The 14,521-nt window shown below is 59.4% G+C and carries 14 protein-coding genes; 8 read left to right on the top strand and 6 right to left on the bottom strand.

Annotated elements, in window-relative coordinates:
* Nucleotides 1-12: 12 nt before the first annotated feature.
* The 4 genes from M728_RS18615 to M728_RS18600 are packed head-to-tail and all read right to left on the bottom strand — an operon-like array spanning nucleotide 13 to nucleotide 2,946.
* Nucleotides 13-663: an amino acid ABC transporter permease gene (locus M728_RS18615; protein WP_026622290.1), complete on the bottom strand. Its 651-nt coding sequence runs from the start codon at nucleotides 661-663 to the stop codon at nucleotides 13-15.
* Between the two features lie 9 nt (nucleotides 664-672).
* Nucleotides 673-1,341: an amino acid ABC transporter permease gene (locus tag M728_RS18610; protein WP_026622291.1), complete on the bottom strand. Its 669-nt coding sequence runs from the start codon at nucleotides 1,339-1,341 to the stop codon at nucleotides 673-675.
* A gap of 46 nt (nucleotides 1,342-1,387) precedes the next feature.
* Nucleotides 1,388-2,209, bottom strand: a complete 822-nt coding sequence (locus M728_RS18605; RefSeq protein ID WP_026622292.1) for a sugar phosphate isomerase/epimerase — start codon at nucleotides 2,207-2,209, stop codon at nucleotides 1,388-1,390.
* Nucleotides 2,209-2,946, bottom strand: coding sequence for a GntR family transcriptional regulator (locus tag M728_RS18600; RefSeq protein ID WP_026622293.1), 738 nt, complete (start codon nucleotides 2,944-2,946; stop codon nucleotides 2,209-2,211). The genes M728_RS18605 and M728_RS18600 overlap by 1 nt, the downstream gene beginning before the upstream one ends.
* A gap of 254 nt (nucleotides 2,947-3,200) precedes the next feature.
* On the opposite strand from M728_RS18600, the gene M728_RS18595 reads away from it, so the two are divergent.
* Genes M728_RS18595 through M728_RS18580 form a run of 4 tightly spaced genes read left to right on the top strand, consistent with a single transcriptional unit; the run spans nucleotide 3,201 to nucleotide 6,371 of the window.
* Nucleotides 3,201-4,094: an intradiol ring-cleavage dioxygenase gene (locus M728_RS18595; RefSeq protein WP_026622294.1), complete on the top strand. Its 894-nt coding sequence runs from the start codon at nucleotides 3,201-3,203 to the stop codon at nucleotides 4,092-4,094.
* Nucleotides 4,095-4,118: 24 nt separating this feature from the next.
* On the top strand, nucleotides 4,119-4,901 hold the full coding sequence (locus M728_RS18590) for a fumarylacetoacetate hydrolase family protein (RefSeq protein WP_026622295.1): 783 nt from the start codon (nucleotides 4,119-4,121) through the stop codon (nucleotides 4,899-4,901).
* 8 nt (nucleotides 4,902-4,909) lie between these two features.
* Entirely contained in the window at nucleotides 4,910-5,701 is a 792-nt protein-coding gene (gene hpaI, locus M728_RS18585; RefSeq protein WP_026622296.1) for a 4-hydroxy-2-oxoheptanedioate aldolase, read from the top strand.
* A complete protein-coding gene (locus M728_RS18580) occupies nucleotides 5,688-6,371 on the top strand; it encodes a transporter substrate-binding domain-containing protein (protein WP_026622297.1) in 684 nt (227 codons plus the stop codon). Before hpaI ends, M728_RS18580 begins: the two co-directional genes overlap by 14 nt.
* Nucleotides 6,372-7,238: 867 nt before the next feature.
* Here M728_RS18580 and M728_RS18575 read toward each other — a convergent pair.
* Together M728_RS18575 and M728_RS18570 are read right to left on the bottom strand one after the other, a co-directional pair.
* A complete protein-coding gene (locus M728_RS18575; RefSeq protein WP_026622299.1) occupies nucleotides 7,239-7,562 on the bottom strand; it encodes a hypothetical protein in 324 nt (107 codons plus the stop codon).
* A 434-nt stretch (nucleotides 7,563-7,996) separates the two neighbouring features.
* Complete coding sequence (locus M728_RS18570) at nucleotides 7,997-9,715, bottom strand: GH32 C-terminal domain-containing protein (protein WP_026622300.1); 1,719 nt, start codon at nucleotides 9,713-9,715, stop codon at nucleotides 7,997-7,999.
* Between M728_RS18570 and M728_RS18565 the strand changes: the two genes are divergently transcribed.
* The 4 genes from M728_RS18565 to M728_RS18550 are packed head-to-tail and all read left to right on the top strand — an operon-like array spanning nucleotide 9,708 to nucleotide 14,519.
* A complete protein-coding gene (locus M728_RS18565; protein ID WP_370906494.1) occupies nucleotides 9,708-10,931 on the top strand; it encodes an ABC transporter ATP-binding protein in 1,224 nt (407 codons plus the stop codon). The genes M728_RS18570 and M728_RS18565 overlap by 8 nt on opposite strands.
* Nucleotides 10,931-12,262: a glycoside hydrolase family 172 protein gene (locus M728_RS18560; protein ID WP_034884214.1), complete on the top strand. Its 1,332-nt coding sequence runs from the start codon at nucleotides 10,931-10,933 to the stop codon at nucleotides 12,260-12,262. The genes M728_RS18565 and M728_RS18560 overlap by 1 nt, the downstream gene beginning before the upstream one ends.
* A gap of 41 nt (nucleotides 12,263-12,303) precedes the next feature.
* Entirely contained in the window at nucleotides 12,304-13,596 is a 1,293-nt protein-coding gene (locus M728_RS18555; RefSeq protein ID WP_026622302.1) for a sugar ABC transporter substrate-binding protein, read from the top strand.
* Nucleotides 13,597-13,598: 2 nt separating this feature from the next.
* Nucleotides 13,599-14,519, top strand: a complete 921-nt coding sequence (locus M728_RS18550) for a carbohydrate ABC transporter permease (RefSeq protein ID WP_051440993.1) — start codon at nucleotides 13,599-13,601, stop codon at nucleotides 14,517-14,519.
* The last annotated feature ends 2 nt before the right edge of the window (nucleotides 14,520-14,521 follow it).

Below are 14,521 nucleotides of genomic sequence, written 5' to 3'. Positions count from 1 at the left end.
CGAGCGAAGCGGTTAGCGGGCAGCTTTCGCCATCCGTTTTTCGAGGCCACTTCCGGCATGGGAGAGCGGCCAGCAAATGATGAAGTAGATTGCGCCGACGATCCCGAAGACGAGCAGCGGACGATAGGTCTGGTTTGAAATGATCTGCCCGGCGCGAGTCAGTTCAATGAAGCCGACGATTGCTGCCAGCGACGTGCCCTTGATGAGCTGGACCAGGAAGCCGATCGTGGCCGGCATCGAGATTTTCAGGGCCTGCGGCAAGATGACGTCTTTCATCCGCGAGACATAATGCAGACCGAGGGCGTTGGCGGCCTCCGTCTGGCCCTTCGGCACAGCCTCGATGGAGCCGCGCCAGATCTCTCCCAGGAAAGCACTGGCATGGAGCGTGAAGGCGATTGCGACCGCGATCCACGCGTTGACCTCGATGCCCAACAGCGCAACGCCGTAATAGACAACGAAGAGCTGCATCAGAAGGGGCGTGCCCTGGAAGACGCCGATATAGCCTGCGGTGATCGTGCGGGCGACTTTCGTCTTCGAGGTGCGTAGCAGCGCGATCAGGATTCCGAATATCCCCCCACCGATGAAGCCCACGATCGCGAGCAGCACGGTCCACTTCAAACCCTGCATCAAAAAGAAGAATTCATTTTCGCCGATGGGACCCATGGCTGCCTCCTATCGCGTCGGGTAGTTGAAGTAGTGGCGAGAAATGAGGGCAAAGAAGCCCATCATCAGTGTCGAGATAACCAGGTAGATAGCGGTCACCGTGAAATAGACTTCGAAGCTGCGGAAGGTGTCAGACTCAATGCGCTGAGCGGCCGAGGTCAGTTCGTAGGCGGCGATTGACGTGCAGACAGACGTTGTCAGTGTCAGCATGATGAACTGGCTTGTGAGCGAGGGATAAATCGCCCGCAGTGCCGGCTTGAGCACGATGAGCCGGAAGACGTCCGCCTTGTGCAGACCAAGTGCGAAACCTGCCTCGATCTGGCCGCGCGACACGCTCTCGACCCCGCCTCGGATGATCTCGATTGCGTACGCCCCGCCATTGATCCCGAGGGCAATGATCGCAGTGGCGGTCGGATTGAGGCGGATGCCCATGAGAGGAAGGGCAAAATATATGAAGAAGATCTGCACGAGGAATGGCGTATTACGCACGACCTCGACGAAGACGATCACGGGAGTCCGCGTGATCTCGCTCTTGGAAGTCCTTGCAACAACGCCCAGGATTCCGATGACGAGTGCGAGGAGCATCCCAGCCAACGCAAGGCCAAGCGTTCCAAGCGAGCCCCATAGCAATTCCGGGGCGCGGTCGAGGACCGCACCGAAATCAAACGTATAAGTCATGTAAGACTTCCTCCCTCCGACTGGCTTACGCCGCGTCGGCGCCGGATCAATGATCCGGTTTCAAAATCTCCAGTGCGCTGTCATGCAGATGTTTTAGATGTGCCTCCGGGTCCACCGTCCCGACGAGTGGCACTTCAACCGAGATAGCAGCGCCGTATTCGGTTGCCGCCCAGAGGTCCTTCAATGGCAATTCGCCTTCTCCAGGAGCGAGCCTGCCGCTTCTCGCCTCGGCGATCATTGCGTCCGATGTTTTGGGAGCAGGCCCGCGGACGTCGCAAAGCTGGACGTGTTTTACCTTCTCTGCATTTCCGCGAAGCTCGTCGATCGAGGCGCCGTTTCGGAAGAAGTGAATCCCGTCAACGAGGGCACCGGCGTTCTCTACTCCACAGGAATTCACGACCGCTACACTGTCGCGAAAGGTTCTTACCGTCCGCCAGCCCATGTTTTCGATGTCGACTGACATGTCATATCGCCCTGCGAGGGCGCAAAACTCAGAAAAGTTTGCGGCAAGACGGCCGCCGTCTCGATCATCGCCGCAAACACTCAGCCGGCGCGCCCCTATGTTCGCGGCGGCTGCCACGGTCGCCTCGTGGGAGGCCGCAACGAAGTTCTCGTTGATCACGAAGAACTCGATATCGAACACCTTGATGCCCTCGCCATCGGCAACTGTCTTGAACTCCTGGGCACTGTGGCTGCCCACCGGCAACTCGTAGAAAGGGGCTCCGGGAAAGGCAGGGTGCAGACGCAGACCTATCGACGCAAAACCCGCCCGAGCAGCTATCACGGCGAATTCCTTGGGCGGCAGCGCGATGGATGAAAAATGCGCCACGCCCAGTTCAAGGCCCGGTCTTGGCGTCGCGACGGTCATCACAATACCCCCTTTGTCGCGAGGTGATTGCGCAGATTGGTTCCCGTGCGGTGGATATGCTGACGCAACTTATCGCACGAATAGTCCAGATCCCGCGCGACGGCTCCCTGAGCAATCTCACTGTGCTCCTGGCTGACGTTGCGGTCACCCGACGTGCGGGTCAGAAACACCCGGCGATAGCGGTCGTTGAGATTAAGAAGCAATCTACAGAAATGGAGCAGGATCGGCTTCCCGCAGCCAGATATGAGTGTCAGATGAAATTCGCGGTGGAGCTCTTCCCAGCGCTCCAGTGTCTCTGGCCGAGCCGCGTCACGCTCGGTGCGGTTCAGGCGATGCAGCGCGCGCATGACGTTGCCCTCCCACTCCACATCGCCGAGCCGCATGGACTCGCGAAGCGCAAAGACTTCAAACTCTTCGCGCAGGGTGGTGATCTCTTCCAGATTGGCCAAGGAAATTGATGAAACGCGGTAGCCGCGATTATCCTCGAACTCCACTAGACCGTCCGATATCAGCCGCGCCAACCCTTCACGCAGCGGACTGAGGCTTACGTTGAACGTCTTGCGCGCCTTGTCGAGATTGATCTTGCTGCCAGCCTGAAGCTCGCCGGAGATGATCGCCTCACGAAGACGGGATGCAAGCTGGCTCCCAATTGTGTTTTTGCCGTCGTCAAGAAAGCCAGAAGACGATGGAGCATCTTCTGTCGTCGGAGCAAATGCGCCGTCGTCATCCGGTACCATTGTTCCTCCCGAGGCTCCCCGAACTAATTGTCGATGATCGATACAATAAACGATTATTCCTGTCAACGTGAGTGCGCTGAATCTGCAGAAAAGTCGAGCCTTAGCTCTCTTTCACAAGTGATATATAACGAAATCAATCTGTTGCATGCCGACATCCTGCTTCTTTTGGCTAATTGGCGCCCCGAGGATGTACGGCGGCCCTTGACAGATAATCGATTATTTGGATAGTCGGGGAAATCGGGAGGTAGCCCCACATGGTGATCAAAACGGAAAGCGATCTGACGCCAGCCGTCCTTGCTGTGATGAATCGCACTGAAGACCCCCGCCTGCGAGAAATCCTCGTGGCGATGGTCAAGCATCTTCATGCCTTCGTGCGCGAGGTTCGACTGACGGAGGTCGAGTTTCGGGAGGCGACAGCCATGCTGAATGAGATCGGGAAGCTGCATACTGATCACCACAACGAGTTTGTGCTGATGGCCGGTTCTCTTGGCGTGTCTTCACTTGTCTGCCTGCTGAACAATGGCGACAGGGGACAGACTGAGACCTCCCAGTCGCTGTTGGGCCCATTCTGGCGCCTCAACTCTCCGCGAGTCGAAAATGGCGGGACGATTATCCGATCCGAGACGCCGGGCACTCCCTTGTTCGTGCATGCCAAGGTCGTTGACCGCGACGGTAAGCCAATTGCCGGCGCCGAAGTGGATGTGTGGCATGCATCTCCCGTCGGTCTTTATGAAAACCAGGACCCGGACCAGGCCGAGATGAACTTGCGCGGCAAACTCATGACCGACGAGCAAGGTCGGTTCTGGTTCAGGACCGTCAAGATGGTCGGGTATCCGATACCGGTCGATGGCGTGGTCGGACGCCTGCTCAAAGCTCAGGGACGCCATCCGTACCGACCAGCGCACCTGCACGCACTGATCTTCAAGCACGGATACAAGACGCTGATTTCCCAGGTCTTCGACCCCAGCGACCCGAACATCGACTCCGATGTTCAGTTCGGTGTCACTGCAGCGCTGACCGGCGACTTCATTCGTCATGAGGAGCCCCATCCGACCGAAGCGGATATTCCCGGTCCGTGGTTCTCGCTCGACTACACCTATGTCATGGAGCCCGGCGAAGCCGTTTTGCCGCGTCCCCCGATCAAATAAATCATGATCAGCAGAGCAAACGATATGATCACCGAAGAAGAACGCCGGGCCGCGGCAGACGCGCTGCTCAAAGCTGAAATCGAGCGCAAGCCGATCATACAGCCTAGCGAGACCTACCCGAACCTCGAACTCGAGGACGCCTACCGAATTCAGGCTTTGTGGGCGGAGGCGAGGGTAGCCAAGGGCGCACGGATCGTCGGGCATAAGATTGGCCTGACGTCACGCGCAATGCAGATGGCTTCGAAGATGACGGAGCCCGACTACGGCTGCATTCTTGACGATGCGCTTTACAACGATGGAGCGCAGATCAGGGCTGACTTGTTTATCAAGCCGCGCCTCGAGGTCGAGCTGGCCTTTGTTATGGGTGAGGATCTCCTCGGGCCCGGCACCAGGATCTATGACGTCATGCGTGCGACCGAGTTCGTTGTCCCGGCGCTCGAGATTATCGACTACCGGACCGAAGTCCCTCGAGCGATCACCGATACCATTGCGGACAATGCGGCTTTCGGCGCCCTCGTCGTTGGCGGCCGTATAATTCGCCCGATGGACATTGATATCCGTTGGGTCGGAGCGACTCTTTCCAAGAACGGCATCATCGAGGAGTCGGGCGTGTCGGCGGCGATCATGGGACATCCGGCAGCCGGCATCGCGTGGCTGGTCAACAAACTTCATGCTGTGGGCGGTGGCCTGAAGAAGGGACAAATCGTCCTGGCCGGCTCCTTCACGCGTCCTGTCGATATCGCGAAAGGTGATGTCATTCAGGCCGACTATGGCCCTGTTGGCTCCATCGGCGTGTCGTTCGTGTGAGGTGCTAGATGGAACATCCTGTCAATCGGTTCAAGCAGAAGCTTCTTGCTGGTCAAAGTCAGATCGGCCTGTGGTGTGGCCTGCCGGGAAACTACGCCGCGGAAATCGTCGCGCCTTCAGGTTTCGATTGGCTCCTGTTCGACACGGAACATTCCCCGGGTGACGTTCTGACCGTCCTGCCGCAATTGCAAGCGGTCGCACCATACGACGTTTCTCCAGTCGTCCGCCCGGCCATCAACGACCCCGTTCTCATCAAACGTTTCCTGGATATTGGCGTTCAGACACTGCTCGTTCCCTACGTTCAGAGCGCAGAAGAGGCGAAAGCCGCAGTCGCGGCGGTGCGATATCCTCCGGATGGGATTCGTGGTGTTTCTGCCCTGACGCGCGCCACTCGTTTCGGCCGAGTTACAAACTATGCGCAAAATGCGGAACGGGAAATCTGCCTGTTGCTGCAAGTTGAGACGCGGGAAGCGCTTGGCAACCTCGAGTCGATTGCGTCGGTAGAGGGAGTGGACGGCGTATTCGTAGGACCGGCAGACCTGGCAGCGAGTTTCGGACACAGGGGCCAACCGAGCCACCCGGAGGTGGTCGATGCAATTGTCGACGCGATTGAACGCCTGAAAGCGCTCGGCAAGCCTGCGGGCATTCTTACCCCGGATGAGAAGTTCGCGGCACGGTGCATCTCACTGGGAACACTATTTACTGCCGTTGGTGTCGATGTCGCTGTTCTGGCAAGGGGATCGGAAGCACTCGCGGCACGATTTGCATCGCAAGGAGAGTACCGCGATGCCGGAACGTGATGAACTCCTCAATGAAATCGCACCGATGGGAGTCATCAGAGCGGCGGTCAACATGTCGAATGCCGCACTTGTCCAACTCGATCCAGTGACAGGCGTTCTAACAGGGCCGAGCGCGCAGATCGCGATCGCGCTTGCGGCAGAACTCGACTGCAGTTTGTCGCTGGTTCGATACGGATCGGCCGCTGACATTCTTGCGGCTGCCGAAGGCAACGAGTGGGACGTTGCATTCATTGCTTCCGATCCGTCACGTGCCGACAGGTTCTCCTTCTCGCCACCCTATACCACGGTGACCGCCAGCTTTCTGGTGCCAGACAGTAGCCCGCTGGGTAGCGTGGGGCATGTTGACGTCGAAGGGGTGCGCATTGCCGCCGCCAGAACCGCTGCGTATACAAAGCAGCTTGAGCGACAGGTCAGAAATGCAATCCTCCTCCATACCGAAAATCCGGCCTCCGCCCTGGACATGCTTGTATCCTCCCAGTGCGATGCGGCTGCGGGCCTGACCGAGTCCCTGTCACGTTTCTGCGAAGAGAATCCAGGTTTCCGCGTTGTTGAGGGGACATTCTCGAAAGTGCCTCAGGCGATCGCTGTGCATCGGAGGTGCGTTCACGCTTCAACCTTCCTGTCGGACTTCATCCAGCAGCATTGCAGTGCGGGTAAGCCGAGCAATTGAAGCAGTTGGCGGCACATGCGAGGGAGCCAGGTCGAGGGGACGCGACACGTTAACTCCCGAATAGTCAATGGAATCCTCTTCTCTCTCAAGCGTTCCGACTCGGAAGTTCATGTTTCGTTGAGCCTTAGCGTACGATGTCGAGCGGTGGCCGTGCACTGGATCATGGGCGTGTGCTTCGTGGTGCTGGCGCAGCAAGTCCTTGCCGTAGTCGTTGCCATCGGCGTCCTGACGACCGTGTGGATGTGCCCGCACGTCGGCCACGCCCCGCCGCCACCGCGAGAATGGCCCAGATCGGCGCTCCTTCCCAGCACCATGACCGCCAGGAAAACTGCGAGCGCGATCGCGACCGACTGGGTGAGCATCATCAGGTGGCGGAAGCCGGTTGGCGGTTTATTGCCGGGTGGTACGACTGCGTTAGGACTATCGTCCTTTCCGTGCCGATCGCATCGCGAAAGTCTCTTTCCTGGACGATCGCTACTCCCGCAACCGCCGTCAGCTTGTCAAGCCAGGAAGAGCTTCGACGCAAGCAACAAGACGGCAGCTAAAATTCGTCCTAGTACGGGCCGGCACGAATGGCCGAAAGGTCCCGCTTAGCGGCCGATTCGCTCGTTCGCTCGAACTTCCGCAGTCCACCCAGTGCGGCCGCCTCCGGGAACCGGAAGGATCGACCCGTTGCAGCCAGTGGCGTCCGGCGTGATGAAATCGCTGACTTTGGCGAATGCCGACCTACAGCTTGCAGTCCGTGATGTCCGCTTCGGTCGGTGATAAGGGGCAGCCTCTATGGCGACATGAGGCGTTCCTGCTCGTCAGCTTAGGGCGGAAGAGGTCATTCAGCTCGCGGATGCACGCCGTGTCCGGCCGGAGGCTCTACCTCTCAAGTGAGCCCGCAACGCCGCCCATCGCTTTTGCCTCAGTGTGTGGGGCGAAGAAGCAGCGGATCGTCATATGCGGGGCGGACGTGCAGACGTGATACTGGCTGTCTTCGCTCTCCAAAACCCGGTTCTTGGGGATGAAGTATCTTGTCTTGGAGCCGGTGCGGATGTTGAAGTTGCCACCCGGCAGCGGCTCGACATAGCTCGGGCTGATGACCCGGCAGTCCTTGTTGTCGCAGCATTCGTAGCCGGTAACCGGATCATGGTGGCCGGAATACCAGTTATGGGCGACAGCGAGAGCGATGAGGACGAGCCTCATGTCTGATTGACCCCCTCGGTGACGAGGGCCCAACGCTCAACTTCGAAAAGACCCCATGGTATGACAATAGGGGACGTTTGCGAGTGCTCCAAGCGATTCCGATTAACGGCGGAGCGGGGCGTTCGCCAACTACTGCTTTCAGGAGCGGCAAAGCTGATCTCTACGACCGACATTGGCGCTCTCTGCTAGTTCCGATCGGCGGGGTGTATGACGGGAAACCACGCAGCCGCGACGCTGACGAAGGCGAATTCTCGACCCGTTGCGGTCGCCCGTGACAGAGACGGCGGAGGTGACGATTTCGCGCGAAAAGCGGTCAGTCGTGCGTGTCGCTGTCGCGCCTCTCACCCCATTCGCCGAAAGCAATGTCTTGCTGCGGCGAGCGTCGTAGTGACGCCCGCCGCATGGTTCTTCCAGTGCCCGACATGACGCAAATGTTAGTCTCGCCAGACGGAGTTATAGCTCCAGGCTTCGCAGGACTCGATGTCGGAGGATGCCAATTCCAGCGAGGTCAGTGTTGCGATCTTGTAGGTGCGGCGAGTGCCGCAGACCACGCCATCATTGGCGAAGATTTCTAGTACTCCCCGATCAAAGAACAGCGTCAGATTTTCGAGCACCAACGGAGTCGAGCGGTACTCGATTTCCCCGGTATCTTCCGCGACTCTGACCTGTAGCCGTCCCGAGACGTGTGCGATCGTAAAGCTTTCTCCGTCACCACCGCGTCCGACAATTCGAATTCCATCGAGAGTGCCTGCCAACGACAATTCGATCGGTTGTCCGGGTTCGCAGACAAAATGGCCGCGGGTCGCCTGCGTCAATGCATGGGAGCGCAGAGCTCGATAGCCCTCCTCCGGCAACATCGTCAGACGCAGTTGAGCGTCGAGGCCAAGCACACGCGGGAGGGACAGCTCGCCGCTGTAGGGCGATCCTGCCGGCTTCCTGAATTCCCAATTGAAGAGCCAGGCAACGGCGATCTGGCGCTCCTTTGCCCGGAAACTCTGCATCGCGTAGAAATCAGTGCCGAAGTCCAATTCCTGCAATGCAGGGGTCAGGGGTGTGAAGCGGTCGTCCTCGAATTCTCCCACCTGTGCATATAGCAGATTGTGACGGCCAGTTTCCGGGTCGGTGTAGCCGACGAACCCCATGACGATCACGAAGCGGCCCTCGAGTTCAAAGAAGTCCGGGCACTCGACACAACGCGCGCCGTGCTGACGATAGTGTTCCGGAGCGCGGTAAAGAACCGATAGATATTTCCAGTCCACTCCATCCTCGGAGCCGTAGAGCAGTACCGATGGGTCCCCGTCGATCGCGGCTCCGAGCACCATACGGTAGACCCCTCGCGCCGCATCGTACCAGACCTTGGGATCGCGGAAATCATGGGCGCTGCCGGGAGGGCCATCGATGAGCACCAGGCGGTTGGCCTCTGGACGGAGCAGGTCCTTCGATGGGACAACCCGCTTCTGAACTTCCTTGTAGTCCTTGAAGAGGTCGTAGGCTGGCAGGCGTTCCGTGTAGTAGAAGTTCAAACCGCCGTCCGGACCGACAAACGCGCTTCCGGAGAATGCGCCACCGGTCGCGCGCAGCGACCAGAGATTCTGCTCCGGCTGAAGGAACACCGGAAGATGCGTCCAGCGGTAAAGATCGTCGCTCACTGCATGACCCCAGTGCATTGGTCCCCATTCAGCGTCGACCGGATGGAACTGGTAAAACAGGTGATAGCGGCCGTCGACGAAACACAGGCCGTTTGGATCGTTCATCCACGCCTGAAACGGCGAGAACCGTAGCTGGGGCCGGTCGGGATCGCTCTCGTACCATGCCCGCCAGGTCTCTTTCGGTCGAGCGACAAGGCGGCCGCCCTGCAGTTCCAGGAACGTCACCCCTTCCTCAGCCACCTGTGCCGGATCGAAGCGGTAGAACAGCGACATCTCGATGATGTTCTCGTCCCACTCCAAGGTGAGCGGGCCGCCCGCATGGTGGGTATAGGCGTAGAACTGAAAGCTAGGCGGCAGCGCCGCGATCCGGTAGACAATCCGCTCGCCAGCACGGAGAGTAAATACCTCGCCACCGGTACGCTCCGCCTCTGGTTTCTCCTTTCGGCGGGCCCAAAACTCGAAGCGCGTTCCACGCGTCGCGTCCAATTCCACGATATTGCTCATTGCTCCTCCCCTGCGCCGCACAGCGCCTGAAACTTTCAAGCTTGACAAATGTCGACGTCGATATTTAATTTCGACGTCGACATTTGGCAAGCCGTTATCGCTGGAGTGGCATCACGGCGCCAGCTCGAGGGAGGAGAAAATGGCTGATTTACACCTTGAGGGCGTCACCAAGTCGTATGGTGCCGCCACGGTGATCCGCGGAATTGATCTTCAGATACCATTCGGCGAATTCGTCGTTTTCGTCGGACCATCCGGCTGCGGGAAGTCGACGCTGCTGCGGATGATCGCCGGCTTGGAACCGATTTCCGGAGGCGTGATCCGGATCGGCGGAACCGTGGCAAACCTGCTTGAGCCCGCCGAACGCGGCGTAGCGATGGTGTTCCAGTCCTACGCACTCTACCCGCATATGACCGCCTACAAGAACATGGCCTTCGGCCTGAAAATTGCCGGACTGGACAAAAGCGAGATCGACCAGCGGGTCACCCGCGCCGCCAAGATGCTGCAGATCGAGGAGCTGCTGCAGCGGATCCCCAAGGACATGTCCGGGGGTCAGCGCCAACGTGTTGCCATTGGGCGTTCGATCGTGCGCGAGCCGCACCTCTTCCTGTTCGACGAACCGCTGTCGAACCTGGACGCGGCGCTCAGGGTCCAGACGCGCATCGAAATCGCGAAGCTCCACAAGATCGTGGATGCGACGATGATCTACGTGACCCACGACCAGGTCGAGGCGATGACGCTCGCCGACCGTATCGTGGTGCTCAATCAGGGCAGGATCGAGCAAGTCGGCACGCCGCTCGAACTTTACCGAACGCCGGCAAACCTGTTCGTCGCCAGCTTCATCGGCAGCCCCAAGATGAATTTCCTTCCGGTAACCCTTGAACGCGAGGGGCTGGCGCGCGGCCAGCTCGGGATGGCCATCCCGGCGCCCGTCGGTCCGACAGGCCGTGCAACGATGGGCGTGCGGCCGGAAAACCTCGTTCTGTGTGAACCAGATCGGGCTTTTCTCAGCGCGCTGCTGCAGTTCGAGGAGCATCTTGGCGAGCATCGGCTGATCTACGCGAAAACCAGCGACGGCATCGACCTGATCGCCAAGGAACCAGACGGGCCACCGCTGGCCGAGGGCTCCGTGCTTCATTTCCGCTTTGCGCCAGAGAGCGCGCACTTCTTCGGGCCGGACGGAAATCGTCTCAGCCATTCAACCAAGGGAACACATTGATGACGAGCAGCCATCCAGGACATTCGATGCTTGCCGACCTCGCGCGCGTCAAGGACGCACGGACCGGACGCCTTTCCAGTTGGGACCAGGAGGGCAAGAACCAGGACTATTGGCTGATCCCGGCCAACTCCACCGTCCGCCTCGCCGATATCGAGGGTCCGGGCTGCATCACGCATATCTGGATGACGCAATTTTGCCGACGCGTTCTTGGCGCCGGGCTGATCGATCCGACCGCCGGCAATTACGTCGCGCCGGTATTCGAGATCCACAACGCCCTCGGTCTCAACTGGGAGGTCGCCGATCCGCATTACTACCGCAAGGTACTGCTGAAGATCTATTGGGACGACCAGGATACGCCGTCGGTCCTGGTGCCGCTTGGCGACTTCTTCTGCACCGGTCATTCAATGCCGGGCAACTTCTCGTCCCTGCCGATCTCCGTGTCGAGCAAGCCGGAGGAGCGCTATCGCTTCGGCGGGAGTGCCGCATTCAACAGCTATTTCCAAATGCCCTTCGGCAAGCGCGCCATTGTCGAGATCGAGAACCAGAACGACGTCCCGTACGGCCAGTACTTCTACATCGACTTCGAGCGTTACGAGTCACCGCTGGCCGACGATATCGCTTATTTCCACGCCTCTTGGCGGCGAGAGAACCCGTGCGGTGGCTGGGGCCCGAATCTGCAGACCAACAGCCCTGAAACCAACATTCCCAATCTCGATGGCCAGGAGAACTACGTCATCCTCGAAACCGAAGGACGCGGGCAATATGTCGGCTGCAACCTTTCGGTGGCGCACTTCCAAGGCTCCTGGTGGGGCGAAGGCGACGAGATGATCTTCGTCGACGAAGACACCTGGCCGCCGTCGATTCACGGCACGGGCACCGAGGACTATTTCAATCACGCCTGGGGAATGCAGAACAACGCCTTCCTGACGAACGGCTCGGTAATCCACGAGAGCATCGTGCCCGGCTATCAGGTCTCCTACCGCTTCCATCTCACCGATCCCGTCCGGTTCAAGAACCGCATCCGCGTGACGATCGAGCATGGCCATGCCAATCATCTGAGCGACGACTGGGCCTCCACCGCCTACTGGTACCAGACGCTTCCCTCGCCGAAGCTGACCATCCTGCCCGTCGAGCAAAGGCTGCCAACGCCACCCGGCGACCGCGCGCCGGAGAGGGTCGCCCGTGATCGCCTTAGCCCCGAACAGGCCAGACAGATCGATGCTGCCGACGAGCGTTTCCGCGCCTATGCGGAACTGCGCAACATCGAAATTGAAAAGAAGTTGGAGACCACCCGGCGCCGTTCGGCGTCGAATGTAGCGAAAAGGACCTGAAGCAACGCGTAGGCGCGCTCGTCCTGAGGAGGAGAAGGGAAATGAGCATGAACAGACGAGACTTTCTGACCAGGGCGACGGCGTTGGCCGCAGCCGGTGTCCTGACGCCAGCTATGTTCCCGGCAAGGGCGCAGGCAGCCGCACCGGCGAAAGACACCACCGCTCGGCTCACAACCTACAACTGGGGCAATCCCTCCGAGGCGAAGGCCTATGGCGAGGCCTTTGAACGGTTCAGCAAGATCTACCCAAACGTCACCGTGCAGGACAATATCGCTCCGATCTCCTCATGGTCGGACTATGCAGACAAGCTGGTGACCCAGATCGCCGGCGGAAATCCCCCCGACATCATCAACATTGCGGTCGAGGGGGTGCGGCTCGCCGTCGACAAGCAATTGCTGATGCCACTCGACGAGCTGATCGCTGCCGATCCGGAAGCCAAGGACTTGGTGGACAAGATACCGGCCAAGTTGAAGGACGCGCTTACCGTCGATGGCAAGCTCTACGAAATTCCGAACGGCGGCCAGACGATGGTCATCCACTACAACACCCGCATCTTCAAGGAGGCGGGCGTCGAGCCGCCAAAGCCGGATTGGACCTGGGACGACTTCGTCGCGATCGCCAAGAAACTGACGACCGGCGAAGGCGACAAGAAGATCTACGGCTATGGCTTGCCCTGGTTCAATTTCGCCATTCACCCTTGGTACCTCACCAACGGCACATATCCGGTTACCGCGGATTTCAAGCATTCAAACCTGAACGATCCGACGATTCTCGAGGTCGCCGAGTTCATACACGCTCTCGTTTATGAGCACGGCGTCTCGCCCGACCCAATCGGGCTCAATGTCTATGACCAGTTTGCTGCCGGCCGTTTCGCCATGGTCGGTGCTGGCCGCTGGCCGGTGACCGGCTGGGTTGCGAACGGCTTCACCGATTTCGACATCGTACCCTGGCCGCGCAAGGAAAGCGCCGAAACTGTGTTCGGGTGCGGCGGCTGGGGCATCAGCCCCCAATCGAAGAATCCGGAGCTCGCCTTCCAGGCGATCAAGCAGTTGATCTCGCTCGAGACCGTGACGGCGCTGATGGAGATCGGCCAGCAAATCCCCATCTACGAGGAAGCGGCGAGAAAGGAGAGCTTCCTTTCCGCGCCGAAGAGCGCACCGGTCTTCTTCGATGCCTTGAAGACGGCGAAGCCCGTGGCGGCGCCCGCCTTCTTCAACGCCCTTGACCGCATCCTCGGCCGCACCTTCGATCAGATCATCACCGAAGAGCTGACAGCGGAGGAAGCGCTGGCCGCGGCCCATGAGGAGCTCGAAGCCGAGATCCAGCGAGGGTGACCATGGCCAACATCGCCAACGATGCGGCGGCGGGTTGGTTCTCGCCGCAAAATCGCAAGGAGACCACTGCCGGTCTTCTGTTCATTGCGCCGGCCCTGATCGGCTTCGCAGTCTTCGTCGCGGGGCCGATGATCGCCACAATGGTTTTCAGCCTGATGAAGTACGATCTGTTCAGCAGCCCGAGCTTCGTCGGGCTCTCCAATTTCGAAGCGATGCTGGAGGATCGACGGCTTTGGAAGGTCCTCGGCAATACCGCCTTCTTCGCGGTCTTTGCCGTGGCCGGCAATGTCGGCCTCGGCGTGGTGCTGGCAGTCCTACTCAACCGAAACATGTCGAAGACGGTTCAATATGCGTACCGCGCGGCCTTTTTCTTCCCCTCCCTGGTAGGCCTGATCTTCGTTGCCGTGATCTGGCAATTCCTTTTCCAACGCGATATCGGGGTGATCAACCACTACCTCGGCCTTGTCGCCGTCGAGCCCGTGCGCTGGCTTTCAAGCGCTCGCAACGCGCTCTGGTCCGTGATCGTCCTCGACATCTGGAAGAATGTTGGCTTCGCGATGCTGATCGCAACGGCAGGGCTGCAGAGCATCTCGAAGGACTATTACGATGCCGCGCGCGTCGATGGCTCAAGCAGCCTGCGGACTTTCTGGCAGATTACCATGCCGCTCCTCTCTCCGACGATCCTTTTCCTGCTCACCATGAACACGATCGGCGCCTTCAAGGTGTTCGAATCGATCGTCGTGCTCACCAATGGCGGACCGGGCGATTCCTCCCGCAGCCTGGTCATGTACATCTACGAGCAGGGTTTCAAGTCCTTCAACATGGGCTACGCATCGGCGATCTCGCTGCTGCTGCTCACGATTACCGTCATTGTCACGGCGATCCAGTTCGCCCTTTCCAAGCGGTGGGCTTTCTATGAATAAGC

This window comes from Ensifer sp. WSM1721, from assembly GCF_000513895.2.
Classification (GTDB): domain Bacteria; phylum Pseudomonadota; class Alphaproteobacteria; order Rhizobiales; family Rhizobiaceae; genus Sinorhizobium.
This window is presented reverse-complemented; position numbering and strand designations above follow the sequence as displayed.